The following is a 25,783-nucleotide window of genomic DNA, read 5'->3' on the forward strand; positions in this document are numbered from 1 at the left end:
CCGTACGGACGTCGGCGCGCGGGGTGCCGACGACGGCGGGAGGACGGCGAGTGGAGCACGCACCGGGCACGAGCAGGACGGTCGACCTGGGAGGGCCGGTCCACGTCGTCGACTACGGCGGCGCCGACGACGGTCCCGCCGTCGTCCTGGTGCACGGACTGGGCGGCTCCCACGGCAACTGGGACCTGCTCGCCCCGCTGCTGACGCCGTCGGCCCGGGTGTGGGCGCTGGACCTGCCCGGCTTCGGCCGCAGCGAGCCCGGTGAGCGCCGGGCGACCGTGCCGGCCAACGTGGCCGTGCTGCAGCGGTTCCTGCGCGAGGTGGTCGGCGAGCCGGCCGTGCTCGTGGGCAACTCGATGGGTGGCATGGTCTCGCTGTTCACCGCCGCGGCCGCCCGGGACGCCGTCCGGGCGCTGGTGCTCCTCGACCCGGCCCTGCCCGGTGGTCGCCGCCGGCTGGACCCGCTGGTGGCCGCCACCTTCGCCCTCTACGCCATCCCGGGTGTCGGCGAGCGGGTGCTGTCCGTGCGGCGCGCCCGCCAGACGCCGCTCACCCGCGTGCGGACCATGCTCGGACTGGTCGGCGTCGACCCCGACGAGCTGCCCGCGCCGGTGGTCGACCGGGCGGTGGCGCTGCTCGAGCAGCGCGAGGACGTCGTCGGCATGGACCGCGCCTTCCTCGTCGCCGCCCGGTCGCTGCTGGGGATCCTGCTCCGCCCGCAGCGCTACCGGAGCGCGATGGCGCGGGTGACCGCCCCGGTCCTGCTGGTGCAGGGCGACCGCGACCGGCTGGTGCCGGTGTCGGCCGCGCGGGAGGTCGCCGCCGAGCACCCGGACTGGCGGTACGAGGAGATGGCCGGCGTCGGGCACGTGCCGCAGCTGCAGGTGCCCGAGCGCCTGGCCGACCTCGTGCTGACCTGGCTGGGGGAGGTCGCCGTCAGCGGCTCCGCAGCTCGGTCTTGAGCACCTTGCCGCTGGGCCCCTTCGGCAGCTCGTCGATCACGACCACCTCGCGCGGGTACTTGTAGGCCGCCAGCCGTTCCTTGCAGAACCCGATCACCTCGTCGGGCTCGGCCGACGCGCCGGCGCGCAGGCTGACGTAGGCCACGACCTCCTCGCCGAGGCGCTCGTCGGGCCGGCCGATCACGGCGGCCTCGAGGACGGCGGGGTGGGCGTGCAGGACCTCCTCGATCTCGCGCGGGTAGACGTTGAACCCGCCGCGGATGACCAGGTCCTTCTTGCGGTCGACGATGAAGAAGAAGCCCTCCTCGTCGCGGTAGCCGAGGTCGCCGGTGTGGAACCAGCCGCCCTTCATCGCCTCGGCGGTGGCCTCGGGCCGGTTCAGGTAGCCCTTCATGACGTTGTGGCCGCGCAGCACGATCTCGCCGACGTGGTCGGGGCCGGGCGGCAGCTCCTGGTCGTCGGGGTCGACCACGCGCACCTCGCAGCCCCACAGCCGCTTGCCGATCGAGAGCACCCGCCGCTCCTCGGCGCTGCGGTTGAAGGTGGCGATCGCGCAGGTCTCCGACAGCCCGTAGCCCTCCAGGACCGTGGCCCCGTAGGCCGCCTCGAAGCCCTTGATCACCTCGCCGGGGATCGAGGCGCCGCCGGAGACGCACACCCGCAGCGCGGAGACGTCGCGGCCGGTGAGGTCGGCGTGCATCAGCGCCACGAACATCGTCGGCACGCCGCAGAACACGGTGACGCGGTGCTGCTCCATCGCGTCGAGGACGGCGCCGACCTCGAACCGCGGCACCAGCACCAGCGTCGCCCCGGCGCGGACGGCGCAGTTCATCACGCTGGACAGGCCAAAGACGTGGAACAGCGGGAGCACCGCCATGCCGACGTCGTCGTCGCGGTACTGGAAGGTGTCGGCGGCGACGGTGGCCGCCATGAACGCCTGGAAGTGCGTGAGCTCGGCGCCCTTGGGCCGGCCGGTGGTGCCGCTGGTGTAGATGACCACCGCGGTGTCGTCGGGGGACATCTGCTCGACGTCGGCCGGGTCGGCGCCCGCGCCGCCGGCCAGCAGCGCGTCGAACGGGGTGGTGTCCCCCGGCAGCGCGTCCGCCTGCGCGCCGGGGGAGGGCACCACGTACACGCGGACGTCGCCGGCCTCGGCCGCGCCCTTGACCGCCTCGTCGGCGAACGCGTCGAAGGTGACCAGCAGCCGTGCCCCGCTGTCGGACAGGTGGTAGGCCACCTCGGGCGCCTTGAGCAGCGGGTTGAGCGGGACGAGGGTCAGCCCGGCGCGCAGCGCTCCGAAGTAGGCGAGCACGAACTGCGGCACGTTGGGCAGCTGCAGCGCGACGGTGTCGCCGCGCTGCAGCCCGGCGGCCCGCAGCCCCGCGGCGACCTGCGCCGAGAGCTGGTCGACCTGCCCGTAGGTGAGGGTCAGCGGCCCGAGCCGGAGCATCGGCTTGTCCGGCTGGGCGAGGGCGGACTCCCGCAGGATGGTGGCGAGGTTGAAGCTCATGGACGCTCCCGGCGGTGGGGACTGTGACGCGGGTTACTCCCGGTCCAGTACCGTATCCGCCGCCCCTCACACCCCAGCCAGGGCCACCACCTCGTCCAGTCCCGCCTGCAGGTCGGCCACCAGCCCGGCCGGGTCGGTGACGGCGGCGGAGTCGACGTTGATCCCGATGCAGCACTGCGCCTCGTGCGACAGCAGCGTGATCATCGCCGCGCAGCCGGGGAGCGGGCCGAACGGGTACATCCGGTCGATCCGCGAGCCGGCGATGTAGACCGGGTGGGTCACGCCCGGCACGTTGGACACCTGGACGTCGTTGGCGCTGGTCAGCTGGCCGGAGACCGCGCCGATCACCGGGGCGGGCAGCCAGCTCAGCGTCGGGGCCAGGAGGTCGTTGAGCACGCTGGAGCTCGCGTCGCCGCGCACCGACATGACGAACTCGCGGAGGGCCTGGATGCGGACGGTGGGGTCGGCCTCGTCCAGGGGTGCCGGGAAGCGGGCGCCGGTGAAGCGGTTGCCGCCCTCGGGCGCGTCCTGGGCGCGCAGGCTGATCGGGATGCCGATCGCCAGCGTGCCCAGCGGTGCCCCGTGCCGCTGGTGGTAGCGGCGGAACCCGCCGATCACCGCGGCGAGGTAGCCGTCGTTGAGCGAGCCGCCGGCCGCCTTGGCCCCGGCCTTGAGGTCGGCCAGCGGTACCTCGAGGACCTCGAGGTGCCAGTCGCCGCCGCGCGGGGTCAGCAGGGTCGAGCCCGGTCCCGGCGGGGTGAGCGTGCGCCCGGCCGAGCGCACCGAGCCCAGCGCGGAGCCGACCAGGTCCCAGGGCCGCCCGCCCGCGGTCAGCGCGTCGACCCCGCGGCGCAGCACGGCCAGCGGGGCGGAGCGGGCCGTGCCGACCAGTTGCTCGGTGAGCAGCCCGGTGCGCGAGACGCCGTCGTCGGGCGTGGGGACGGGCGGCTCGGGGCGGGCCGGGTCGTGCTCGGCGGTGCGGCTGTGCAGCTTGCCCATGAGCTGGACCGCGCCCAGCCCGTCGGTGGTGCTGTGGTGGGTCTTGACGACGTAGCCGGCCCGGCCGTCGGAGAGCCCCTCGACGAGCATCGCCTGCCACAGCGGCCGGTCGCGGTCCAGCGGCGCGGAGACGAACTCCCCGACGACGTCGAGCAGCTGGCGCATCGAGCCGGGCGCCTCCAGCCGGACCCGCCGCACGTGCGCGTCGAGGTCGAGCTCGGGCACGGTCACCCACCGCGGGGTGCCGATGCCCAGCGCCGGCTCCACCACCCGCTGGCGCATCCGCGGCACCATCCGCGAGGCCCACTCGTGGGCGGCGCGCAGCCGCTCCCAGTCGGGCGCGGGGTCGAGCAGCTCGAGCAGCGCGACGTTGGCGCGCAGCCGCGGGTCGGCCACCTCGGCGCGCCACATGGCCGTCTCCAGCGGGTTCATCTCCGGGGCGCTGCCCCAGTCCAGCGGCGGCGCGGGACTGCGGCTGTGCTCGCCGGCGGTCGGCTCCTCGCTGACCACCGGGCGCTCGCCGCGGCCGCCCCAGTTGGCCAGGGTGCGCAGGTACTGGTCGTGCACCTCGGCGATCCGCTCGTCGAGCTGCTCGACGGTCCAGCCCTCGGTCGGGACTGGCGGGAGCACGCGGACCTGCACCACGCCCGGGTGGATGGTGGTCGCGCCGCGCCACATCAGCTCGCCGGTGTTGCGCAGCACGATCGGCACGATCGGGACGCCGGCCTGCATGGCGACGTGGAAGGCGCCCTTCTTGAACGGGCCGAGGGTGGGGGTGGCCGACCGGGTGCCCTCGGGCGCCACGACCAGCGAGATGCCCTCCCGCAGCCGTTCCACCGCGGGCTCGAGCGCCTTGCGGGCCTGGGCGGGGTCGCCGCGGTCGACGAAGGCGACGTCGGCGAGGCGGAAGGCCAGCCCGAAGCCCGGCGTCCGGGCCAGCTCCTTCTTGGCCACGCCGGTGAACCCGCCGCGCAGCAGCTTGGCCAGCACCAGGACGTCGAGCTGGCTCTGGTGGTTGAACAGGAAGACCGCCGGCCGGGTGGCCAGGTGCTCGGCGCCCTGGACGTCGAGCCGGACGCCGGCCAGCGCGCTGCCGAGTTCACCCGCGAGGGTGATGCCCAGGTCGACCGCCTCGCGCCGGGAGCCGTTGAGCGCGCCGACGGCCAGGCCGGTGGCGAAGCCGCCGACCATGCCGCCGACGCCGGCCACGGTGCGGGCGAGGTCGACCGGCGAGGTCTGCCCGCGCCGGCGGAAGCGGGCGACCGGCCACGAGTAGTGGCGGGCGGCGGCGGCGAGCCCCCTGCCGGGGTTGAGCGCGCGGGCCCGCCCGACCGTGCGCAGGAACGGCACGTCCTCGTCGCCGTTGGAGTAGGCGTAGCTCTGCAGCAGGTCGATGCCGTGCTCCTCGGCGAAGGCGCGCACGGCGGCGGCCTTGCCCTTGCGCCACAGCAGCGGCCCGCCGGGACGGCCGGTGCAGACGCCGTCGACGATCTCGACGGGGGAGACCAGCACGTGCTCCACGCCGAGGGCCCGGGCGGCCGGCTCGACCTGGAACCGGGTGGCCGAGGAGGCCAGGACGACGGTGTGCCCGGCGTTGAGGTGGGCGGTGACCAGGCGCCAGGCCTCGGGGAACAGCGACCCGGCGATGCCCTGGACGAACAGCCGCTCGCCGAGCTCGACGAGCTCGTCCTCGCTGCGGCCGGCCCAGGCGCGCATGCCGAGGACGGTGAACCGCTCGAAGTCCTCCTCGGTGGTGACCCCGCGCAGGCCGGACAGCAGCAGCTGCCCCAGCGCGTTGGGCGTCACCTCCAGCGAGCGCAGGTGGTGGCGGGCGAAGGCGGCCAGCGAGTAGCCGTCGATCACGGTGCCGTCGAAGTCGAAGAAGGCGCCCACGCGGGGCCCGGGGGGCGCGGCCTCGACGTCGGCGATCAGCTGCTCCTCGGTCCACACGTTGCTCCGCGCCATCGCCGCGGCGTTCTCGCGCAGCCCGCCGGTCGCCGTCTCCTGGTCGGCGCTCACGGCTCCACCCCCACGTTCTCCCGCCGCGACGCGGCGTCCAACTCGTCGATCACTCCTACTCGGCCGACGACGTCGCGGACTTGAGCGGCCCACTCCTGCCGGCGGCGGGCCAGCTCCTCGCGGCCGGGGTCGACCAGGTCGAGGTTGGCGGCCAGCTGCAGGGCGCTGGCGAACAGCTCGCGGGAGAGCGACTCGGGCCCGTGCAGCCGGCCCTGCAGCAGCATCTGCTGCCCCACGCCGCTGCACTCGGCGAGGAACTCCGCCTGCACCACCGGCGAGCGGGGGTCGCGGGCGGCCAGCCGCTCGGCGACCACCAGCTGCGCGTCGACGAACGAGCGCAGCACCCGGTGGGCGAACAGCAGCGGCGCCCCGCAGAGCACCTCGCGGCCGTCGGCGGTCTCCCACTGCGGGTCCAGCCGCTCCAGCTCGGCGGTCAGCGCCTCGCGGTAGGCGTCCCGCTCGGGGAAGAAGAACTCGAACTTCAGCAGGTCGCGCAGCCGGAAGGCCTCCTCCCACCGGTCGACCGGGTCGCGCAGCATCACCAGCTCGGCGATCGCCCGGTCGACGACGTGGTGGATGGCGCTGTTGCGGTAGAAGGCGGCGACCAGGTGCTGGCCGCGCTCGATGGCGTAGACCGGCTCCTCGCCGCCCTCGTAGACGGTGACCACGCCCTGCTGGGCGAGCGCGCCGAGCACGCGCCGCACGCCCTGGGCGGTGGCCAGCGCCGAGCCCGAGTGCGGGCGGCCGGTCTCGGTCAGGTAGGCCAGCAGCGGCTCGAGCACCCGCTGCACCTGGCCCAGCGTCAGCGCGCGGTCGCGCACGCCGAGCAGCGCCAGCGTGACCAGCGCCGTCGCCGTCGCCGGGGTGACCGCGTTGATGCCGACGGCGACCTGGAACGCGACCTTCTGCAGGGTCAGCCGGCGGGCGTCGGGGTCGGCCGGGTCGGCGCCGTTGCGCAGGGCCGCGGCCAGCGACAGCGGTTCGGCGAACCCGACGTGCACCGTGCCCAGCGGGGTGCGCACCTGCTCGCGGATGTAGGAGGCCATCCACGACAGCCCCTCGCCGCGCTTGGCGGCACCGCCCTGCTCGGCGGCCATGCCGGTGACCTCGCGCAGCTGGTCGTAGGTGATCGACACCGGGACGACGTAGACGTCGTCGACCCGGCCGCGCTCGACGGCGTCGGCCACGTAGCGCAGCAGCCCGTGCCGGGGCGGGCGGAGCTTCCCGGTGCGGGTCCGGCCGCCCTCCATGTACCACTCGAGGTTGAACCGCTTGGCCAGCAGGAAGGCGAAGTACTCCCGGACGGCGAGCTTGTAGACCTGGTCGTCGCCGAAGCTGCGGCGGATGAACACCAGCCCGGCGCGCTTGGCGATCGGCCCGACCGGCCAGAAGCGCAGGTTGTCCCCGCCCAGCACGTGGTTGCGCGGGAAGTCGTGCGCGGCGAGCACGTCGGCGAGCACCAGCGGGTCGACGTAGGACCGGTGGCTGGGCAGGAACACCAGCGGGTGCCGCCGGTTGAGCTCGCGCAGGTCGTCGAGCCGCGCGGTGTCGGCCTGCACGTCCCAGGCGCGGGCGTGCACCGGGCGCAGCAGCGCGGTGAACAGCTCGACGGCCATCGGGTCCATCGCCGCGACCAGGCTGCCGAGGTCCTCGACCGCCTCGGCGTAGACCTCCTCCTCCGGGCGCTCCAGGCGCTCGGCGAGGGCGGCCACCTCACCGCGGAACTCGGGGCTGTACTGGATGGCCTCGGCCACGTGCCGCGGCACCTTGGCCCGGTCGCCGACCACCGAGCGCTCGGCGCGGTCCAGCGCCAGCTCGGCCTGCTGGGCGACGAAGTCGGGCAGCAGGCCGCCGCCGTCCCAGCGGCGGGTCAGCTCGGCCACGCTGGCCGGCTCCGCGACCACCACCCGGGCGCGGTCGGGGTCGCGGCGCAGCGCGGCCGCCTGCAGGGCGGCCGGGGGACGGCGCAGCAGCGAGGGGCGGGCGTCGTGCAGCCGCCCGCGCCGGCTGCGGCCCGGGGCCGGGGTGGGCGGACGGCGCGGTGCCCACGCCACCCGCACCGCTGTGACCACGGTGTCCGGGGAGGCCCCGTCGAGGGCCTCGTGCAGGGCCGTGCCGTGCAGCGGCAGCACGGTCACGCGGTCGCCGTCGGCGGGCAGCGCCTCGGCGACCAGCCGCCGCTCCACCTCGCTGGTCACGTCGGCCAGCACGATGGTCGGGACGTCGGCGTCCACCAGTCTGGTCATGTGCACCTCTCTGCGGTCTCGTCGCCGGCCCTGCTCGGGGAGCTGCCGGGGCACCGGCCGGCGGCGGTCGCGGCTCCGCCCGCGGGACGCCGAGCCTGCCGGTCCGGCGCCCCGGGCGGAAGCCGCGCTCACCCCGAGCGGAGGGTGGAGCGCAGCGCCTCCAGACCGGTGTAGCGCGGCCGCCAGCCCAGCTGCTCGCGGGCCTTGGTCGTGTCCATGATCGCCGGGTGGCTGGCCGCCTCCACCCACTCGGCCGCCGGCGGCAGGAACGGCAGCCGCGACACCGCCCGCGCGGCCAGCTGGGCCGGCGCCGCGGGCAGCGGCAGCGGGAGGGCGCCGTACTCGCGGGCGACGTCGGCGGCGGTCAGGACGCCGTCGCCGGCGATGTTGTAGGCCCCGGGCGGGCCGGCGGCCACGACGCACTGCAGCAGCGCCTGGCCGACGTCGTCCTCGTGGACGAACTGCAGGGGCAGGGCCGGCACCGCGACGGGTACCGGCACCGGCAGCCGCCGGGTGCTCTGCTCGGCCAGCCAGCGCCCGAGCGGGGCCAGCGGGCCGGGCAGCAGGTCCTTGGCGCCCACGGTGTGCGGGCCGAGCACCACCGGCGGGCGCAGCAGGTACAGGGACAGCTCCGGGTGCGCCTCCGCCTCGGCCTGCAGCAGCTGCTCGAGTTCGGCCTTCTCCTGCGCGTAGAACAGCCGCGACGCCGGGCGCACCGGCCAGTCCTCGGTCATGCCCACCGGGTTGTCCGGGTGGAAGCCGTAGGCGGCGAGCGAGGAGGCGTAGACGAACCGGCGCGCACCGGCCGCCGCGGCGGCCCGGAAGGCGTTGAGCGTGCCGTCGACGTTGATGGCGCGGGTCGTCTGGCGGGAGGCGTTGCCGGTGATGAGGAACGCCAGGTGCACGACGACGTCGGCACCGGCGAAGGCCTCGCGCAGCGCGGCGGTGTCGCGCACGTCGCCCTGCCGGTACTCCATCTTCGTCCAGCCGCGGGCCGCCGGGTCGAAGGGCCGGCGGGCGATGCCCACGACCCGCTCCACCCGGTCGTCGGCCTGCAGGAGGGGCACCAGCCCCTCCCCGAAGGTTCCGGTGGGGCCGGTGACGGCGACGGTCAGGTCCTTCTCGGGTGCGGTCACGCCGTTCGGCTACCCGACCCCTCCCGGCCGCAACCGGTTCACCGGGCCGCCGCTGCCTGCTGGCCCTGCGCCAGCCCGACGAGCTCGTCGACCCCGCGGCGGATCCCCTCGGAGAGCACGTCGACGTCGGGGAAGGCGTCGAAGTCGGTGTTGATCCCGAACGTCATCGAGCCGAGGTAGCTGAAGATGCCGATGGAGATCCGGGTGCCGCCGGCGATGGGCACGTACGGGTACGACGAGACCATGCGCCGGCCGAGCACGTAGAGCGGGACGCGCGGTCCGGGGACGTTGGTGGTCACCGCCTGGCACCACATCTGCCCGCCCTGTGCCGCCGCCCGCACCCCCAGGGAGAGCAGCGTGGGGGACACGTAGTCGCCCATCGCGATGATCGACCGGGCGTCGACCGCCTGCATCGTCTGCTTGTACTCGTCCATCTGCCGCCGGATGGAGGTCAGCCGGGCCAGCGGGTCGGGCTCGCCGACGGGCAGGTCGACGAAGACCGCCGTCACCTGGTTGTTCAGCGCTCCCCGCTCGTTCTCCTTGCGCACCGAGATCGGGACCATGGTGCGCACGACGGTGTCCCCGCCGAGTGCGCCGCGGCCCTGCAGCAGGTCGCGGAAGCCGCGGGTGATCGCGGTGAGCACGACGTCGTTGACGGTGCCGCCGAGCGCGGTGCGCGCGGTCTTGAGCTCGGTGAGCTCGGCGTCGGCCCACGCCCACCGCCGGTGCGGGCCGATCGGACCGGTGAGCGTGCGGGCCAGCGGGGTGAGCGCCTGCCGGGCCAGCGTGGGCAGCCCGGCCGCCGCCGCGCGGGCGCCCTTGACCAGGCTCCGCGCGCCGCCGGTGACCGCCTGCGGGCCGGGCAGCGAGGTGAGCTGGCGCAGCGGCGTGGTGACCGTCTCGGCCACGGCGCCGGCGGCCATCGCCAGACCCGAGGGGCTGCGCTGCGGCGTCCAGTCCCGCGGCGCCGCGTGCTCGGCCTCGGGGTCGAGGTCGAACATGACCTGCATCAGGTCGGTGCCGGCGACGCCGTCGACCATGCAGTGGTGGACCTTGGAGATGATCGCCCAGCGGTCGTCCTCCAGGCCCTCGACCAGCCACACCTCCCACAGCGGCTTGGCCATGTCCAGCCGCTGGCCGAGCACCCGCCCGGCGAGGTTGCGCAGCTGCTCCCGCCCGCCGGGCCTCGGCAGGGCGGTGTGCCGCACGTGGTAGAGGATCTGGAAGTGCGGGTCGTCGACCCACAGCGGCCGGCCCAGGTTGAGTGGCACCTCGCGCACCCGCTGCCGGTACCGGGGCACCAGCGGCAACTTGCTCAGCAGCAGCCGCACCAGGTCGCCGTAGGACGGTGCCGGGCCCTCGAACACGGCCACGGAGCCCACGTGCAGCGGCGCGTTCTCGGTCTCGGCGTAGTAGAAGCCGGCATCGGTGGCGCTCAGGCGGTCCACGGGGGTCACTCCTCGGGCTCGACGAGACGGTCTCGTCCGGTACCTGTCCCGCAGGTCGCCCGGCGTAACACGGGCGTGGAGCGCGGGACACGGTGGGCACCGGTCGGGTTCAGCCTGCCTGCCGGGCCTCGCCGGAGCCAGCCGTCCCCACCCGGTCGAGGAGGGCGACGAGCGCGGCGTCGACGACCGCGGTGCGGGTGAGGTTGACGCTGTGCCCGGCGCCGGGGACGACGAGGAGCTCGGCCCGCGGCCCCAGCAGCTCGGCCAGCCGGCGGCCGTGTGCGGCCGGGGTCAGCCGGTCGTGCTCCGCGGCGACGACGGTGACCGGCACCCGGCCGAGCACCGGCAGCGCCGCGGTCTCGTCGTGGTCGAGGAACGTGCCGTAGAAGGCCATGGTGATCGTCAGCGGCGTCTCCTCGAGCATCTCCTGCACGGCCCGCACCGCCTCGGGTGTCGCGTCGTCCCTGCCGAACAGGTACTTGCGCACGAAGCGGTGGCCGATCCGGGTGCCGCGGCGCCGGTACCGCTCGAGCAGCGGGGCGAGCAGCCGCAGCCACCACAGGTACAGCGGCAGCAGCCGCAGTGCCTGCATCACCCGGACCACGGTGCCGAGCAGGCCGGTGGAGACCAGCCCGCCGGCGGAGGTGGCCAGCAGGAACGCCCCGACGACGCGGGTGCCGAACGCCTCCGGCCGCTGCCTGGCCAGCGCCATGATCGTCATCCCGCCCATCGAGTGCCCGGCGAGCACCACCGGCCCGGCCGGGACGACGGCGTCGAGGACCTGCCCCAGGTCGCGGGCGGTGCGGTCGATCGTCGCCGTCGTCGGGGCGGCCCAGCTCGACCGGCCGTGCCCGCGGTGGTCCCACAGCACCAGCCGCGCGCGGTCGCGGACCGCCTGCCGCTGCAGCTCCCACTCGCCGAGGCGGGCGGTGAACCCGTGGCAGAACACCACGGTCAGTGGCGCGGCCTCGGGGCCGTCGAACTCGACGTGCAGGTCGACGCCGTCGTCGGTGCGGACGGTGCGCGAGCCCGGCGGTGGGGGGCCGTCGATGCCGGGGACGGCCGGGATGCGGGGGGCGGGCGAGGGGGTCCGTCGGCGGCGGCGCATCCGTCCATGACAGGCGCACGGCGCGGTCCCGGCAACCGGGAGTGACGGCCGTCTCTCAGCCGCGGCGGGCGACGTCCTCGGCGCGGCGGCCGGGTGCGGCGTCGCGGACGAGCCGGCGGGCGGCGTCGACCTCACGCGCCACCGGGGCGAGCACGCCGTCGGCGAGGATCTCGGCGTCGTCGGGGGGCCGGTGGGCGCGGACGTCGTCCTCCAGCTCGCGCAGCGCCCGGCGCAGCACCGCCACCTGGTCCGGGTCGGGGGAGGGACCGCCCTGGCCGACGGCGATGACCGCCTCGGTGACCGCGTCGGCGGTGCGCTCGAGCTGCACGATCACCGGCCACCACGCCGCGGCGCGGGTGCTCACCGGCGGCGGCTCGGCCAGCCGGCGCTGCAGCTGGGTGTGCAGTTCGGTCAGCGCCCGGTAGGTGCGCCGCCGCGCCCGCCGCCGGGTCGTGGGGTCGCCGCCGAAGGCCGCGCCGACGAACGCGTCGAGGGCCAGCGCGGCCGCGCGCAGCGCCTCGTCCAGCGGCGCCCGCCAGGTCGAGGGCCAGACCAGGTAGCCGGCGACCAGCACGATCGCGCAGCCGATGAGGGTGTCGACCAGCCGGGCGCCGACCAGGCCCGGACCGCCGGGGTCGGCGAGGTCGAGCAGCAGGATGATCACCGGCGTCTGGAACACCGAGAACAGGCCGAAGTTGGCGCCACGCGCCCACGGCAGCAGCCCGGCCGCGACGGCCATCGCGACCACCACCCAGCCGTCGCGCGGCAGGACCGACAGCAGCAGCGAGCCGATGAGGACGCCGAGCAGCGTGCCGGCGCCGCGCTGGACCGCCCGGGTGAACACCGAGCCGTAGTCGGGCTTGAGCACGATCGCCACGGTGAGCAGCGCCCAGTAGGGCCGCTCGATGGGCAGCAGCTGGCGGGCCACCTCGGCGATCGTCATGCACAGCACCAGGCGCAGGGCGAAGTCGCGGGAGTCGGCGCTGCCGAGCGTGCGGTCGGCGAGATCGCGCAGCCGCTCCCGCCAGGACGGCCGCGCGGGGTCGACGGCGGCCCCCGCCCGCTCCTCCGGGTCGCCGACCACCGCCCAGGCCAGCCGCACCCCGTGCCGCACCGCGCGGCGCTGCGCCGGCCCCTCCTCGAGGGACGGCGGCCGCGCGGGGGGCAGCTCGCGGCTCCCGGTCACCGCGGCGGCGAGCGCGTGCACCGCGGTGACGTCGTGCGGGTCGGCGTGCACGCCGGCGCGGGCCGAGGCGACGGCGGCCTCGACCAGCGGCGCGGTGGCGTTCAGCACCCCGGCCAGCTCGGCGAGCTCCCGGTTGCGCCCCGCCGCGAGGCTGCGGCTGCGGATCACCCGGTCGTAGGCGTCGTTGAGCGCGGTGGTCAGGTCGCGACGGGCGTCGTCGGTGTCCTCGGTGCCGACGGCGGTGAGGAGCCCGGCGATGCGGGTGAGGACGGCGGCCACCGCGCTGCGGTCGGGGTCGCTGGGCTCGGTCGCCGCCTGCACGACGGTGGCCAGGGTCGCCCACGCCGCGCCGGCCGCGAACCACGCCACCTCCACCGCCGGGGACAGCGGCGTCACCAGGCCCGACGCCAGCGCGGTGTAGATGAGCAGCTGCAGCGCACCCAGCGACGCCGCCGAGCCGATCCCGCTGATCAGCGCCGCGGCCAGCGCCAGCAGCGCGACGACCACCACCGGCAGGACCCCGCCCCCGGCGGCGTACTGGCCGGCCACGAGCCCGACCGCGCCCAGGCCGACGGCGGCCGCGGTGCGGCGCAACCGGTCGCGCAGCGGCCCGCCCTGCGGGGCGAGGGTGGCCGCGAGCGCCCCGGTGGTGGCGAAGACCCCGGCGCCGAGGGCCGCCTCCCCGCCGACGGCGAGCGCCAGGGCCAGCGGGGCGGGCACGGTGACGGCGAACCGGACGACGTCGCGCCACGGCACCGGCGGGGGAGAGGTGCGCACCAGCTCCTCGAGCCACGCCGGGGCGCGCAGCGACCGGTCCGCCACGTCCGGCAGCGTCTCACCCGGTGCCGGGGGCCGCCGGGATCAGGTGACCTGATCGTGCGGCGTCCTCCCTCACGGTGGGACGGGAGGGAGGACGCGCTGCGGTGAGGGAGGACGCGCTGCGGTGAGGGAGGACGCGCTGCGGTGAGGGAGGACCCGCTGCGGTGAGCCGGAGTGCGCTGCGGTCAGCCAGGACGGTCGGCGTCGGCCCAGGCCCCCGGCCGGTCCCCGCGCAGCAGGACCTCCAGCAGGACCCGCGCGTGGCCCTCCGACGCCTCGCCCGCCGGGGCCAGCTCCGGCGCGACGGCGCGCACCTGCCACCAGCCCACGTACGCCGCGTAGGCGAGGGCCGCCCGGCGCCCGGCCTCCTCGGGAGGCACGCCGAGATCGACGAGCAGCGCGCGCACGTACTCCACGCGGCGCCGGGTGACCGCGGCGAGCACCCGGACGACGCGCGGGTCGTCCACGTCGCGCAGCAGCGACACGACGGGGTCACCGCCGCCGGCGTGGTCGAGCGTGCGGCCGGCCAGCGCGCGGAGCCGCTCGCGGGGGTCGGCCAGCCGGTCGAGGTCGGCGATCACGGCGTCGGTGTGCGCCCGCTCCCACAGCTCCAGGGCGGCGTCGACGAGGGCGTCACGACTGGCGAAGTGCCAGTAGAAGCTGCCCTTGGTCGCCCCGAGGCGGGTGGCGAGGGGCTCGACGGCCACCGCGGCCAGGCCGCCACGGCCCAGCGCCTCCAGCGCCGCCCGGGTCCAGTCCTCCGCCGACAACCTCTCCCGTGGGGACACGTCCGTACGCTACGGTACGGACCACCATACGGTGACGTACGGAGGTGGCCCGTGATCCCCGGTGCAGCAGCCGCGAGGCCCCGCCCGCGCGCGGTCGCCGTGCCGCCGGGACTGGTCGCCGCCGCGGCCCTCGACGGCGCCGACTTCGCCGACGCCTTCGCCGCGCCCGTCCCGGCGGGGGCCTCGACCGACGCCCGGGACTGGCTCGCCGCTTTCGGCCCGGCCGCGGTCCCGGCATGGGTGCGGGCGCTCATGGGCGTCCGGACGCTGGTGGTCAGGCCCCTGGGTCTGCGCACCGGGCCGACGGGGCTCTTCCCCGTGCACTCGACCGCCGCGGACACGGTGGTGCTCGGCGTCGACGACCGGCACCTGGACTTCCGGCTGGTCCTGCACGTGCGCCCCGCCGCGGACGGGCACGAGCTCGTCGCCGTCACGGTCGTCCGGCGGCACAACGCCCTGGGCCGGGCGTACTTCGCGGTGGTCCGCCCGTTCCACGCGCGGGTGGTGCCCGGCATGCTGCGCCGCATGGTGGAGCACTCGGCCCCGACGGCGGCCTGACGGCGTGGACGCCGACGTACGCGTGGCGGAGCCGGCCGACCTGGAGCTGCTGCCCGACATCGAGGCCGCCGCGGACGCGCTGTTCGTGCCGCTGGGCTTCGCCGACCTCCCGCCGCCGCAGACCCCGCAGGAGCGGGCGGCCGCCTGGCGGGTGCTGGTCGCCGGCCGCCCGGTCACCGGGTTCGCCGTCCTGGAGCGGGTGGACGGCGACGTGCACCTCGAACAGCTCTCGGTGCACCCGACGGCGGGACGGCGCGGGCTCGGCACCGCCCTGCTCGACGCCGCCGTGCGGGCCGCGCGCGAGGCCGGGGCGGCACGGGTCACGCTGACCACCTACGCCGACGTGCCGTGGAACGCGCCGTGGTACGCCGCGCGCGGCTTCACCGAGGTCACCGGCCCCGGGCCGGAGCTGGCGGCGCTGGTCGACCGGGAGGCGGTGATGGGCCTCGCGGTCCACGGCCGCCGCGTCGTGTTGGGCCGCCCCGTCTGACCTAGGGTCGGCGCCCGTGACCGCCACCCTGGGCGAGGTCGTCGCCGCGCTGGAGGCCCGCTACGAGCCCGGGCTGGCGGAGAGCTGGGACGCCGTCGGACTGGTGTGCGGCGACCCCGCCGAGCCGGTGCAGCGGGTGCTCGTCGCCGTCGACCCCGTGGCCGCCGTCGTCGACGAGGCGGTCGAGCGTGGCGCGCAGCTGCTGGTGACCCACCATCCGCTGTTCCTCACCCCGGTGCACGGCGTCCCGGCCGACGACCCGAAGGGCCGGCTGGTGCACCGGCTGGTGCGCGCCGGCTGCGGGCTGTTCGTGGCGCACACCAACGCCGACCGCGCCGCCGACGTCGGCGTCAACGACGCGCTCGCCGCCGTCCTCGGGCTGACCGGCACCCGGCCGCTGCAGCCGGCCGAGCCCGGCTCCCGCCAGGGCCTCGGCCGGGTGGGCGAGCTGGCCGAGCCGACGACGCTGGCCGCCTTCGCCGCGCACGCCGCCGCGGTCCTGCCTGCCACGGAGGGCGGGGTCCGCGCGGCCGGTGACCCGGACCGGCCCGTGCGCACGGTCGCCGTCTGCGGGGGCAGCGGCGGCTCGCTGCTGCCCGAGGCGGCGGCTGCGGGGGCCGACGTGTTCCTCACCAGCGACCTGCGGCACCACCCGGTGTCGGAGTCCCAGGAGTCGAGGGGCCCGGCGGTGTGTGACGTGGCACACTTCGCGACCGAGTGGCCCTGGGTGCCCGTGGCCGCCGAGGTGCTGGCCGCGGACCTGTCCGGCAGGGTCGAGGCCGCCGCCTCGCGGCACCGCACGGACCCCTGGACGGTGCACCGGGGCCGGTCGGCAGGAGGGGACCCGGCCAGCGCGGCCGGCTGAGACGGGAGGACGCCGTGGCCACCGCCCAACGACCGCCGTCAGGGGGTGCGGTCCCCCGGCGGAGCGACCGCAGCCCGTGGAACTGGCTGCTGCTGATACCGATCGTGGTGCCGCTGCTGGTGCCCCTCTACAACAGCGTCGAGCCGACCCTGTTCGGCTGGCCGCTCTTCTACTGGCTGCAGCTGGCGTTCGTCGGCCTGGGCGTGCTCACCACCGTGGTCGTCTACCGGGCCACCCGGCGCAGCCCGGCCGAGCGGGCCGCCGCCCGCGCCGCCGTCGAGCGGGACAGGGAGCGCTGAGCCGTGGACGGGGTCAACGTCGTCGAGCTGTCGATCGTCATCGTCCTGTTCCTCGTCGTCACCGTCCTGGGGTTCGTCGCCTCGCGCTGGCGGCGGGCGGAGAACCTCATGCACCTCGACGAGTGGGGGCTGGGCGGGCGCAACTTCGGCACCTGGATCACCTGGTTCCTGCTCGGCGGTGACCTCTACACCGCCTACACCTTCGTCGCCGTCCCCGCGCTCATGTTCGGGGCCGGTGCCGCCGGGTTCTTCGCCGTCCCCTACACCGTGGTCATCTACCCGCTGGTGTTCCTGGTGGTGATCCGGCTGTGGTCGGTGAGCCACGTGCGGGGCTTCGTCACCCCGGCCGACTTCGTGCGCTCCCGGTTCGACTCCCCGACGATGGCGCTGCTGGTGGCCCTCACCGGGATCGTCGCGACGATGCCCTACATCGCCCTCCAGCTGGTCGGCATCGAGGCGATCCTCAAGGCGATGGGCGTCGAGGGCGAGCTGCCGCTCATCGTCGCGTTCGTGATCCTGGCGCTCTACACGTACAACTCCGGGCTGCGCGCGCCGGCGCTGATCGCCTTCGTCAAGGACACGCTGATCTACCTGACGATCATCGTGGCGGTCATCGTCATCCCGTCGAAGCTCGGCGGGTGGGACGCGATCTTCGGCGCCGCGGAGGAGAAGTTCTCCGCCGGCACCGGGGCGGGCCTGCTGCTCCCGGCCAGCGGCCAGCTCGGCTACGCCACCCTGGCGCTGGGCTCGGCGCTGGCGCTGTTCCTCTACCCGCACTCGATCACCGGGCTGCTGGCGGCCAGCAACCGCGACGTGCTCAAGCGCAACATGAGCGCGCTGCCGGTCTACAGCCTGGCGCTGGGCTTCATCGCGCTGCTGGGCTTCATGGCGATCGCGGCCGGCGTGACGCCGATCGGCGAGGACGGCAACACGGTCGTCCCGGTGCTGTTCCAGGAGATGTTCCCGAGCTGGTTCGCCGGCATCGCCTTCGCCGCCATCGGCATCGGCGCGCTGGTGCCGGCGGCGATCATGTCGATCGCCGCGGCCAACCTGTTCACCCGCAACATCTACAAGGAGTTCCTCAAGAAGGACGCCACCCCTCGGCAGGAGGCGCAGGTCGCCAAGATCGTGTCGCTGGTCGTGAAGTTCGGCGCGGTGGCGGCCATCCTCTTCATCGACCCGCAGTTCTCCATCGACCTGCAGCTCATCGGCGGCGTGATCATCCTGCAGACGCTGCCGTCGGTCGCGCTGGGCCTCTACACCCGGTGGATGCACCGCGGCGGGCTGATCGCCGGCTGGGTCGCCGGCATGGCCGCCGGCCTGCTCATGCTCTACAACACCCCCCGGCTCGGCCCGGACGGCACGGTGGTGCGCGAGCACTTCGGCGGGTCGTCGTTCGCGCTGTCGAAGCTGGGCCTGGACACCACCTACACCGTCTACACCGGCCTGCTCGCGCTGCTGGTCAACCTGCTGGTCACCGTGCTGGTGACGGTGGCGCTGCGCGCGGCGCGGGTCGACGACGGCGTCGACGGGACGCAGGACACCGACTACACCGCCGAGCGGGAGGACCCGACCTTCCGCGAGCTGCCCGACCCGCTGGAGTCCGCCCCGCCCGGCACGACGGGAGGGCGTCCCACTCGCAGGTAGTCGAAGGACCCCCGTGCCCCCCGTGGAGGACCCTCCTGCCCCCCACCACTCGTGAACTCGCGGCGGGCCCCTGCAGGAGGGCCGGACCACGCTCGCGGCGGGTCCCTGCACGGGGGCCGGGACCGGGGCGGTGCCCCGGTAGGTTGGCCGGGTGAAGGCCGACCACTTCGAGCAGCAGAAGCTCCTGGCGCTGGCCGACGAGGACGTCGCGCTCACCCAGCTCGCCCACCGGAAGCGGACGCTGCCGGAGGTCGCCGCCGTCGACGCCGCGGCGGAGGCCGAGCGGACCTTCACCGAGGCCGAGGTGCGCGCCGACACCGAGGTGCGTGACCTCGACCGGGACCAGAAGCGGCTGGAGGCCGACGTCGAGACCGTCCGGCAGCGGGCGGCGCGCGACCAGTCCCGGATCGACTCCGGCGCGGTGACGGCGAAGGAGATCACCTCGCTGCAGTCGGAGCTGGCCTCGCTCGGCCGGCGGCAGTCCGACCTCGAGGACCAGGTGCTCGAGCTGATGGAGCGCCGCGAGACCGCCGACGCCGCCCTGGTCGCCGCCCAGGAGGGCCGCGCCGCGGCCGTCGCCGACCGCGAGCGGGCCGAGCAGCTCCGCGACGACGCCCTCGCCGACATCGCCGACGCCACCGCCCGCCACGAGGCCGCCCGGGCCGAGATCGCCGCCGGCATCTCCGACGCGCTGCTGGCGCTCTACGACCGCATCCGCGCCCAGACGGGCACCACCGGTGCGGCGGTGCTCAAGGCCCGCCAGTGCCAGGGGTGCCGGATCGAGCTGTTCGGCAAGGAGCTGGCCGCCGTCCGCAACGCCGATCCCCACGAGGTGGTCCGCTGCGAGAACTGCGGCCGGATCCTGGTGCGCACCGCCGAGTCGGGCCTGTGACGCGCCGACTGGTCGTCGAGGCCGACGGCGGCTCGCGCGGCAACCCCGGACCCGCCGGGTACGGCGCGCTGGTCCGCGACGCGGACACCGGCCGGGTGCTGGCCGAGCGGGCCGCCTCGGTCGGCCGGGCCACCAACAACGTGGCCGAGTACGGCGGCCTGGTGGCCGGGCTGCAGGCCGCGCTCGACCTCCACCCGGGCGCCGACGTCGAGGTGCGGATGGACTCCAAGCTCGTCGTCGAGCAGATGTCGGGCCGCTGGAAGATCAAGCACCCCGACATGCAGAAGCTGGCCGTGCAGGCCCGCGACATCGCCCGCCAGCTGGGCCGGGTCCGCTACACCTGGGTGCCGCGCGCGCAGAACAGCGCCGCCGACGCGCTGGCCAACAGTGCGATGGACGGCCGGCCCGTGCACCGCGACGCCGCCGCCGAGCCCGCGGTCGTGGCCGACGACGTCCAGCCCGCCGCCGAGCCCGCTCCGGTCGTCACCACGGTCACCCACCTGCTGCGGCACGGGCAGACGGAGCACACTCCCGAACGCCGGTACAGCGGCCGCAACGACCTCCCGCTGTCGGCCACCGGGCGGGCCGAGGCCGAGGTGGCCGCCGTCCGTGCCAAGGAGCTGGGCATCGAGGTGGTCGTCGCCTCCCCGCTGCGCCGTACCCGGGAGACCGCCGGGGTGGTGGCCGCGGCGCTGGGCCTCGACGTCGAGGTCGACGACGACCTCGCCGAGCTCGACTTCGGCGACCTCGAGGGGCTGACCGCCACCGAGGCGCGGCAGCGGCACCCGCTCGCGGTCCGGCGGTTCGCGGCGGACGTGACGGTGGCCGCGCCGGGTGGTGAGTCGGTGGCCGACGTGTCGCGGCGGGTGGCCCGGGCGCGGGCGCGGCTGCTGGAGCGCCACGCCGGGCGGACCGTGCTCGTGGTCAGCCACGTGACGCCGATCAAGCTGCTGCTGGCCGCGGGCCTCGGCGTCGGCGACGAGGTGGTGCACCGGGTGTTCCTCGAGGCCGCGTCGCTGTCGACGGTGGCGTGGAGCTCGGACGGCCGCACGTCGGTCCGGCTGGTCAACGACACGTCGCACCTGCGCTGAGGTGCCGCCCCCCGCCACGACATCGGCGGTCTCGTGGCCATCAGCGCGTGATCGCCACGAGAGCGCCGATCTCGCGCGGAACGTGTTCAACCGATGAGTTGAGCACGTCGGGGCGGTCTCCACTGCAGCCGGCCCCGTCCGGGGGCCGCGAGCGAGGAGGCAGGCGATGGGACGGGTCGCGCTGTTCGCGGCGGTGTCGCTCGATGGGTTCGTCGGCAGGGACGACGACATGCCCGGGCCGCTGTTCGACTGGTACCAGAACGGCGACGTCGAGATGACCTTCAGCGACCCGGACCGGCCCTTCCGCGTGACCGAGGAGACGGCGGAGTTCATGCAGGCCGTCGCGTCCGGGGTGGGCGTCATGGTCTGCGGGCGCCGGCTGTTCGACCTCACCAACGGCTGGGAGGGCGTGCCGCCCAGCGGCGAGCACGTCGTCGTGGTCACCCACCGGCCGGCCGCCGGCTGGCCGTACCTGGGCACCGCGCCGTTCAGCTTCGTGCCCGACGTGCGGACCGGGATCGACCGGGCCCGGGAGCTCGCCGGGGACCGCGACGTCACGGTGAGCGCCGGGGACGTCGGCGGGCAGGCGCTGCGGGCGGGTCTGGTCGACCGGGTGGTGCTCGCCCTCGTCCCGGTGGTCCTGGGCTCGGGCAAGCCGTACTTCGGCGCCGGCGGCCCGCCGGAGATCCAGTTCGAGGACCCCCAGGTGGTCCAGGGCAAGCGGGTGACCCACCTGGTCTACGACGTGCGGCGCTGACGGGGAAGTGGGCCGGGCGCGCGGGTGTTGCACCGAACGGCCCGCCCCGGCGACCCCACGCTGCCGCACCGGACGCCGGGCGGGGCACCATGAGAGCCCCTTCCCCTCCGAGGAGCCCCCGTGACCGCGACCTCCGCGCCCGCCGCCCCCGCCGCCGTCGGTGACGAGCGCACCCTGTCGCCCGCCGAGTTCGAGACCTGGGCTGCCGAGGTCCGCCGGCTGGCCGAGGAGCGCGGCGCGGTCGTGCTCGCGCACAACTACCAGGTGCCCGAGATCCAGGACGTCGCCCACTTCACCGGCGACTCGCTCTACCTCTCCCGGGTCGCGGCGCAGACAGACGCGCGCGAGATCGTCTTCTGCGGCGTCCACTTCATGGCGGAGACGGCGAAGATCCTCTCGCCGGACAAGACGGTGCTCCTGCCCGACCACGCCGCCGGCTGCTCGCTGGCCGACTCGATCACCGCCGAGCAGCTGCGCGAGTGGAAGGCCGAGCACCCCGGCGCCGTCGTCGTCAGCTACGTGAACACCACCGCCGCGGTGAAGGCCGAGACCGACATCTGCTGCACGTCGTCCAACGCCGCCGACGTCATCCGCTCGATCCCCGAGGACCGGGAGATCCTGTTCTGCCCCGACCAGTTCCTCGGCGCGCACGTCAAGCGCGTGACCGGCCGGCAGGACATCCACGTGTGGGCGGGGGAGTGCCACGTGCACGCCGGCATCAGCCCGGCTGACGTGCGGGCGCAGGTGGCCGCGCACCCCGACGCGGAGATCCTGGTGCACCCCGAGTGCGGCTGCACCACCTCGGTGCTCGACCTGGTCAGCCACGGCGACCTGCCCGCCGACCGCACCCGCGTGCTCTCCACCGGCGGGATGGTCGAGGCGGCGGCGCGGACGTCGTCGGGCCAGGTGCTGGTGGCCACCGAGGTCGGCATCCTGCACCAGCTGCGCTCGCTGAACAGCGGGACGGCGTTCATCCCGATGAACGAGCGCGCGGCCTGCCGCTACATGAAGATGATCACCCCGGCCAAGCTGCTGCACACGCTGCGCACCGGCGAGGGCGCGGTGGACGTCGACCCGGACACCGCCGCCCGTGCCCGCCGGGCCGTGGAGGCGATGATCGCCATCGGCGAGCCCGGCCGCGGCGGCGAATGACCCTCAGATCCGACCGAACAGGTACACCGACACCGCGACGCCGAAGACGACGATGAGCACCCGCAGTGGCGTCGCGGGGATGCGGCCGGCGATGCGGGCGCCGGTGAAGCCGCCCACCAGGCTCGCCGGCGCCGCGACGGCGACCACCTGCCAGGCGACCGGGCCGAAGAGCCCGAACACCACCAGCGTGACCGTCGCCGTCACCGCGGACAGCGCTGACTTCAGCGCGTTGGCCAGCGGCAGCCGGTGCAGTGCCGTGCCGAGGACGGCGACGAGGATCACGCCCAGCGCCCCGCCGAAGTAGCCGCCGTAGGCGGTGGCGAGGAACAGCGCGAGGTACAGCCACCGCGGGTCACGCACCGTGGCGCCGTCCCGGTCGCGCAGCCGGCGGGTGAGCAGCGGCTGCACGGCCAGCAGCAGGCTGGCCAGGAGCACCAGCACCGGGACGACGACGTCGAAGGCCGCGCTGGGCGTGGTCAGCAGCAGCACGCTGCCCGCCGTCCCACCCAGGACCGAGACGACGCCGAGGCGGGCCAGCCGCCCGCCCTGGCCGGCGTACTCGCGGCGGAACCCGGCCATCCCGCCGAGGTAGCCGGGCCACTGCGCGACCGAGTTGGTCACGTTGGCCGCGACGGTCGGCAGGCCCAGCGCCACCAGGGTGGGGAAGAGGATCAGCGAGCCGCCGCCGGCGATGGAGTTGACGACGCCCGCGGCCAGCGCCACCGCGGCGGCGACGAGCAGGTCGGCGGCGGGCACGGAGCGGCAGCCTACGGTGGCCGCATGCGACCGCCCGCGCCCGCGACCTGGCTGGCCGCCGCCCTGGGCGGTTCCGGCGTGCTGCACCTGGTGCGGCCGCGGACCTACGAGTGGCTGGTGCCACCGGAGCTCGGGGACGCGCGCGGCTGGGTGCTGGGCAGCGGGGTCGCCGAGGTGGCCACCGCCGCGCTGCTGTCCGCACCGCCGAGCCGGCGGGCCGGGGGCTGGGCGGCCGCGGTCCTGCTGGCGTCGTTCCTGCCCGCGCACCTGCACCACCTGCGGGCGGCGCGCGGGCGGCCGGCGCTGCTGGCGGCCGGGGTGGTACGGCTGCCCCTGCAGGTGCCGATGATCGCCGCGGCGCTGCGCGTGGCCCGGGGGCGGGCGTGACCCAGCCGCTGCCGGAGGACTGGGAGCGCGCGCTGGTCGTCGTCGCCCACCCCGACGACATCGAGTACGGCTGCGCGGCCGCCGTCGCCGCGTGGACCTCCGCCGGGCGCGACGTGCGCTACGTGCTGGCCACCAGCGGGGAGGCCGGCATCGCCGGTCTGCCGCCGGAGGTGGCCGGGCCGCTGCGTGAGCGGGAGCAGCGGGCGGCCGCGGCGGCGGCGGGCGTCTCGGTGGTGGAGTTCCTCGGCCATCCCGACGGCCGGCTGGTCGAGGGTCTGGACCTGCGGCGGTCGGTGGCCGCGGCGATCCGCCGGCACCGGCCGGAGCTGGTGGTGACGATGCACTTCGGGGACACCTGGACGCCGCCGGGCACCGCGCCCGCGTACTGGAACAGCGCCGACCACCGGGCGCTGGGCCGGGCGGTGCTCGACGCGGTGGGCGACGCGGCGAACGAGTGGATCTTCCCCGAACTGGCCGACCCGGTGCCGTGGCAGGGCGTGCGGTGGACCGCCGTCTCCACGCCCGTGGGGGCGACCCACACCGTCGACGTGACCGCCGTCGTCGACCGGGCGGTGGCCTCGCTGGCCGAGCACCGGCGCTACCTGCAGGCGCTGTCGGACGACCCGGTCGAGGAGCAGGCACGGCGACAGGTCGAGATGGCGACCCCGGCCGACGACGCAGGGCGCCGGGTGGCCGGCTTCGTGCTCTACGGCGGCTGACCGCGGCGCTCCTCGACGCGCACGGGCGGCCGGCCTCCCCGCGCGGTGCCCGACCTCGCGCTGCGGGGTGAGGTCGGGCACCGTGGGATGAGGCCGGCCGGTGCACGACGAAGCGTGCCGTGGGGACGCGGCCGGGGTACCGCGTCCCCACGGCCGCCGGTCAGTTGAAGCTGACGTGCACGTGGTCGTAGTGGTTGGCGGTGATCGACCCGCGGTCCTCCATCGCCTGCCAGCCGGAGCCGCCGATCATGTAGATCCGCTGCTCCCAGATGACGTAGTCGACGTTGAACCGCTCGGCGTTGTCGATCACGTACTGGGCGACGGCGTCACCCTTGGCGGAGTCGCTGTAGACCATGAAGTCGGCGGCGAGCTCCTGCGTCGGCGAGTGGCCGGGCCGGGTGAGGACCGTGGACACGCCGAAGGCCTGGGTGACCTCGGCGACGACCGGGCGGACGTGCGCCGCCCACGCGCTGTAGGCGGTGGAGGTGGGGGTCGGCTTGCCGCTCAGGTCGGTCGAGACGGGGAGCGACGCCGCCGGGGCGGGGGCCGCAGCCCCGGTGGGCACCGCGGGCGCCTCCTCGGCGGGGGCCGGCGCCGGAGCGGGGGCCTCCGCCTCGGCCGTGGACGAGGTCCGGTCCCAGCGGTCCCAGCCGCCGCGGTCCCGGTCGCGGTCCCAGTCGTGAGCCTGGGCGGCGGACTGGCCGGCGAGGCCGAAGGCGACGGCGAAGGCGCCGACGGTCAGCGACCGGCGGACGCCGGTGCGGCGAGGGGTGTTCGAGGGCATGGTGAGGAGAGCTCCTGACGGTGGTCCGTGGGGCCGCCCGCTGGTCGGGCGGGTCCCCGTTCCGGATGAGGGGTGACCTGGGGGGACGGGCAGCCGGACGCGCGACCGTGCCGAGCCCGCCGGAGGCAGGCGACGCGCAGGGCTGCCGAGGTCCGTGCCCGGGTACGCGGCGACCGGCGTAGGTGTCCAGCGGGTCGCGGCGGCGGTGTCTGGGGGTGCGAGGACGGGCGCCGCTCGGCACCCCTCGCTGCAGATCTCCGTTTCTCCCTTGGCCGCCTACCGGGTCAGCTGACGGGTTCGGGCGGGGATGCGCCCTACCCGCCCCCGAGCAGGGCTCGGGAGGCGGGACTCACCCCAGTGGTGCGGTGGGTCCCCGGTTCGCGTCGACGGGGCCGGCGCGACTCGGCGGCATCCGGCGCGGTTCCCCCGGATGGGGGAGGTGACGACCGACCAGACGCCGAAACCGTAGAGGTCTTGTGCGCTTGTGCCAACTCCGGGTCGGTGAACTGGAGGAGTTGGCTGGTGGGCCCCGGCGTGTCTTTTCACCGGGAGCGTCGCGCCGATGGCCAGGCGTCATGGGACCCCGTGCGGAGGGCCCGTAGACTGGCCGGCACGACGGACGAGTCGGCCGGGCGGTCGCGTCGGCGGGGGAGACCCCGTCGCCGAGGAACGTCCGGGCTCCACAGGGCAGGGTGGTCGCTAACGGCGACCCGGGGTGACCCGCGGGACAGTGCCACAGAGAACAGACCGCCAGCGGCTCGCCGCTGGTGAGGGTGAAACGGTGGTGTAAGAGACCACCAGCGCACCGGGTGACCGGTGCGGCTCGGTAAACCCCACCCGGAGCAAGGTCGAGAAGGGACGGCGGCTGGGCGACCGGACCGCCGTCCCGCGCAGGCGTTCGAGGGCTGCCCGCCCGAGCCTGCGGGTGGACCGCTCGAGCCCGCCGGCAACGGCGGGCCTAGATGGATGACCGCCCATCGGGAGGCCGCGAGGCGCCCGAGGACAGAACCCGGCGTACAGGCCGACTCGTCCGTCGCCCCCGCCTCCGACCTCCGGTCCCACGCTCAGCGGGCGGCGTCGGTCCGTACAGGTGGTCGTCGGCGCGACCCCCGGCCGGCGTCACACGGCTCCTCCCGGACGACGAGGCCGCGACCGTCCGGCAGGG

Annotated in this window: 22 protein-coding genes, 1 other RNA gene and 1 riboswitch; of the genes, 13 read left to right on the forward strand and 10 right to left on the reverse strand. The window is 75.6% G+C overall.

Going from position 1 to position 25,783, the window contains the following annotated elements; genetic code table 11:
* The first annotated feature begins 50 nt into the window (after positions 1 to 50).
* On the forward strand, positions 51 to 962 hold the full coding sequence (locus tag ACI78U_RS13525; protein ID WP_456875838.1) for an alpha/beta fold hydrolase: 912 nt from the start codon (positions 51 to 53) through the stop codon (positions 960 to 962).
* Here the strand turns inward: ACI78U_RS13525 and ACI78U_RS13530 are convergent.
* From ACI78U_RS13530 to ACI78U_RS13565, 8 genes are all read right to left on the reverse strand, one after another.
* Complete coding sequence (locus ACI78U_RS13530; RefSeq protein ID WP_456875839.1) at positions 937 to 2,472, reverse strand: long-chain-fatty-acid--CoA ligase; 1,536 nt, start codon at positions 2,470 to 2,472, stop codon at positions 937 to 939. The two genes, ACI78U_RS13525 and ACI78U_RS13530, sit on opposite strands and share 26 nt — an antisense overlap.
* Before the next feature lie 66 nt (positions 2,473 to 2,538).
* Complete coding sequence (locus tag ACI78U_RS13535) at positions 2,539 to 5,490, reverse strand: wax ester/triacylglycerol synthase family O-acyltransferase (RefSeq protein ID WP_456875840.1); 2,952 nt, start codon at positions 5,488 to 5,490, stop codon at positions 2,539 to 2,541.
* A complete protein-coding gene (locus ACI78U_RS13540) occupies positions 5,487 to 7,736 on the reverse strand; it encodes a glycerol-3-phosphate 1-O-acyltransferase (RefSeq protein WP_456875841.1) in 2,250 nt (749 codons plus the stop codon). The genes ACI78U_RS13535 and ACI78U_RS13540 overlap by 4 nt, the downstream gene beginning before the upstream one ends.
* A 128-nt stretch (positions 7,737 to 7,864) precedes the next feature.
* Positions 7,865 to 8,872, reverse strand: a complete 1,008-nt coding sequence (locus tag ACI78U_RS13545; protein WP_456875842.1) for an NAD-dependent epimerase/dehydratase family protein — start codon at positions 8,870 to 8,872, stop codon at positions 7,865 to 7,867.
* A gap of 38 nt (positions 8,873 to 8,910) precedes the next feature.
* Positions 8,911 to 10,320, reverse strand: coding sequence for a WS/DGAT/MGAT family O-acyltransferase (locus ACI78U_RS13550; protein WP_456875843.1), 1,410 nt, complete (start codon positions 10,318 to 10,320; stop codon positions 8,911 to 8,913).
* Positions 10,321 to 10,429: 109 nt separating this feature from the next.
* Positions 10,430 to 11,428, reverse strand: coding sequence for an alpha/beta fold hydrolase (locus tag ACI78U_RS13555; RefSeq protein ID WP_456875844.1), 999 nt, complete (start codon positions 11,426 to 11,428; stop codon positions 10,430 to 10,432).
* A 55-nt stretch (positions 11,429 to 11,483) separates the two neighbouring features.
* Positions 11,484 to 13,436 carry an FUSC family protein gene (locus ACI78U_RS13560; protein WP_456875845.1) on the reverse strand — a complete coding sequence of 651 codons (1,953 nt, stop codon included), beginning with the start codon at positions 13,434 to 13,436 and terminating at the stop codon, positions 11,484 to 11,486.
* Between the two features lie 182 nt (positions 13,437 to 13,618).
* The gene (locus tag ACI78U_RS13565) at positions 13,619 to 14,221 is read right to left on the reverse strand and encodes a TetR/AcrR family transcriptional regulator (RefSeq protein WP_456875846.1); all 603 of its coding nucleotides are present in this window, start codon (positions 14,219 to 14,221) and stop codon (positions 13,619 to 13,621) included.
* A gap of 51 nt (positions 14,222 to 14,272) precedes the next feature.
* On the opposite strand from ACI78U_RS13565, the gene ACI78U_RS13570 reads away from it, so the two are divergent.
* From ACI78U_RS13570 to nadA, 9 genes are all read left to right on the forward strand, one after another.
* The gene (locus ACI78U_RS13570) at positions 14,273 to 14,779 is read left to right on the forward strand and encodes a DUF2867 domain-containing protein (protein ID WP_456875847.1); all 507 of its coding nucleotides are present in this window, start codon (positions 14,273 to 14,275) and stop codon (positions 14,777 to 14,779) included.
* A gap of 4 nt (positions 14,780 to 14,783) precedes the next feature.
* The gene (locus ACI78U_RS13575; protein ID WP_456875848.1) at positions 14,784 to 15,269 is read left to right on the forward strand and encodes a GNAT family N-acetyltransferase; all 486 of its coding nucleotides are present in this window, start codon (positions 14,784 to 14,786) and stop codon (positions 15,267 to 15,269) included.
* 16 nt (positions 15,270 to 15,285) lie between these two features.
* Complete coding sequence (locus tag ACI78U_RS13580; RefSeq protein ID WP_456875849.1) at positions 15,286 to 16,134, forward strand: Nif3-like dinuclear metal center hexameric protein; 849 nt, start codon at positions 15,286 to 15,288, stop codon at positions 16,132 to 16,134.
* A 14-nt stretch (positions 16,135 to 16,148) separates the two neighbouring features.
* Positions 16,149 to 16,433, forward strand: a complete 285-nt coding sequence (locus tag ACI78U_RS13585) for a DUF3311 domain-containing protein (RefSeq protein ID WP_456875850.1) — start codon at positions 16,149 to 16,151, stop codon at positions 16,431 to 16,433.
* 3 nt (positions 16,434 to 16,436) lie between these two features.
* Complete coding sequence (gene mctP / locus ACI78U_RS13590; RefSeq protein ID WP_456875851.1) at positions 16,437 to 18,080, forward strand: monocarboxylate uptake permease MctP; 1,644 nt, start codon at positions 16,437 to 16,439, stop codon at positions 18,078 to 18,080.
* Between the two features lie 151 nt (positions 18,081 to 18,231).
* Positions 18,232 to 18,972, forward strand: a complete 741-nt coding sequence (locus ACI78U_RS13595) for a zinc ribbon domain-containing protein (protein ID WP_456875852.1) — start codon at positions 18,232 to 18,234, stop codon at positions 18,970 to 18,972.
* Positions 18,969 to 20,063, forward strand: coding sequence for a bifunctional RNase H/acid phosphatase (locus tag ACI78U_RS13600; protein WP_456875853.1), 1,095 nt, complete (start codon positions 18,969 to 18,971; stop codon positions 20,061 to 20,063). Before ACI78U_RS13595 ends, ACI78U_RS13600 begins: the two co-directional genes overlap by 4 nt.
* A gap of 166 nt (positions 20,064 to 20,229) precedes the next feature.
* Positions 20,230 to 20,820 carry a dihydrofolate reductase family protein gene (locus ACI78U_RS13605; RefSeq protein ID WP_456875854.1) on the forward strand — a complete coding sequence of 197 codons (591 nt, stop codon included), beginning with the start codon at positions 20,230 to 20,232 and terminating at the stop codon, positions 20,818 to 20,820.
* 120 nt (positions 20,821 to 20,940) lie between these two features.
* The gene (nadA, locus tag ACI78U_RS13610) at positions 20,941 to 21,972 is read left to right on the forward strand and encodes a quinolinate synthase NadA (RefSeq protein WP_456875855.1); all 1,032 of its coding nucleotides are present in this window, start codon (positions 20,941 to 20,943) and stop codon (positions 21,970 to 21,972) included.
* A 3-nt stretch (positions 21,973 to 21,975) separates the two neighbouring features.
* Here the strand turns inward: nadA and ACI78U_RS13615 are convergent, their stop codons facing one another.
* Positions 21,976 to 22,728 carry a sulfite exporter TauE/SafE family protein gene (locus tag ACI78U_RS13615; protein ID WP_456875856.1) on the reverse strand — a complete coding sequence of 251 codons (753 nt, stop codon included), beginning with the start codon at positions 22,726 to 22,728 and terminating at the stop codon, positions 21,976 to 21,978.
* A gap of 24 nt (positions 22,729 to 22,752) precedes the next feature.
* Here ACI78U_RS13615 and ACI78U_RS13620 point away from each other — a divergent pair, with 24 nt between their 5' ends.
* Together ACI78U_RS13620 and ACI78U_RS13625 are read left to right on the forward strand one after the other, a co-directional pair.
* Positions 22,753 to 23,115 (forward strand): DoxX family protein, encoded by a 363-nt coding sequence (locus tag ACI78U_RS13620; protein ID WP_456875857.1) that lies wholly within the window; start codon positions 22,753 to 22,755, stop codon positions 23,113 to 23,115.
* Entirely contained in the window at positions 23,112 to 23,834 is a 723-nt protein-coding gene (locus ACI78U_RS13625; protein ID WP_456875858.1) for a PIG-L deacetylase family protein, read from the forward strand. The genes ACI78U_RS13620 and ACI78U_RS13625 overlap by 4 nt, the downstream gene beginning before the upstream one ends.
* A 160-nt stretch (positions 23,835 to 23,994) precedes the next feature.
* Here ACI78U_RS13625 and ACI78U_RS13630 read toward each other — a convergent pair whose 3' ends face one another.
* Positions 23,995 to 24,618: a hypothetical protein gene (locus ACI78U_RS13630; RefSeq protein ID WP_456875859.1), complete on the reverse strand. Its 624-nt coding sequence runs from the start codon at positions 24,616 to 24,618 to the stop codon at positions 23,995 to 23,997.
* A 258-nt stretch (positions 24,619 to 24,876) separates the two neighbouring features.
* Positions 24,877 to 25,036: riboswitch (cyclic di-AMP (ydaO/yuaA leader) on the reverse strand.
* Positions 25,037 to 25,238: 202 nt separating this feature from the next.
* Between ACI78U_RS13630 and rnpB the strand changes: the two genes are divergently transcribed.
* Positions 25,239 to 25,651, forward strand: an RNA gene (gene rnpB, locus ACI78U_RS13635) — RNase P RNA component class A.
* The last annotated feature ends 132 nt before the right edge of the window (positions 25,652 to 25,783 follow it).

The organism is Geodermatophilus sp. SYSU D00710, from assembly GCF_054050195.1.

Excerpts from the sequence above, each read along its gene's own strand:
- ACI78U_RS13530 (WP_456875839.1), bottom strand. The coding sequence starts at position 2,472 with ATGAGCTTCAACCTCGCCACCATCCTGCGGGAGTCCGCCCTCGCCCAG.
- ACI78U_RS13540 (WP_456875841.1), bottom strand. The coding sequence starts at position 7,736 with ATGACCAGACTGGTGGACGCCGACGTCCCGACCATCGTGCTGGCCGAC.
- ACI78U_RS13555 (WP_456875844.1), bottom strand. The coding sequence starts at position 11,428 with ATGCGCCGCCGCCGACGGACCCCCTCGCCCGCCCCCCGCATCCCGGCC.
- ACI78U_RS13605 (WP_456875854.1), top strand. The coding sequence starts at position 20,230 with ATGGGACGGGTCGCGCTGTTCGCGGCGGTGTCGCTCGATGGGTTCGTC.
- ACI78U_RS13620 (WP_456875857.1), top strand. The coding sequence starts at position 22,753 with ATGCGACCGCCCGCGCCCGCGACCTGGCTGGCCGCCGCCCTGGGCGGT.
- ACI78U_RS13630 (WP_456875859.1), bottom strand. The coding sequence starts at position 24,618 with ATGCCCTCGAACACCCCTCGCCGCACCGGCGTCCGCCGGTCGCTGACC.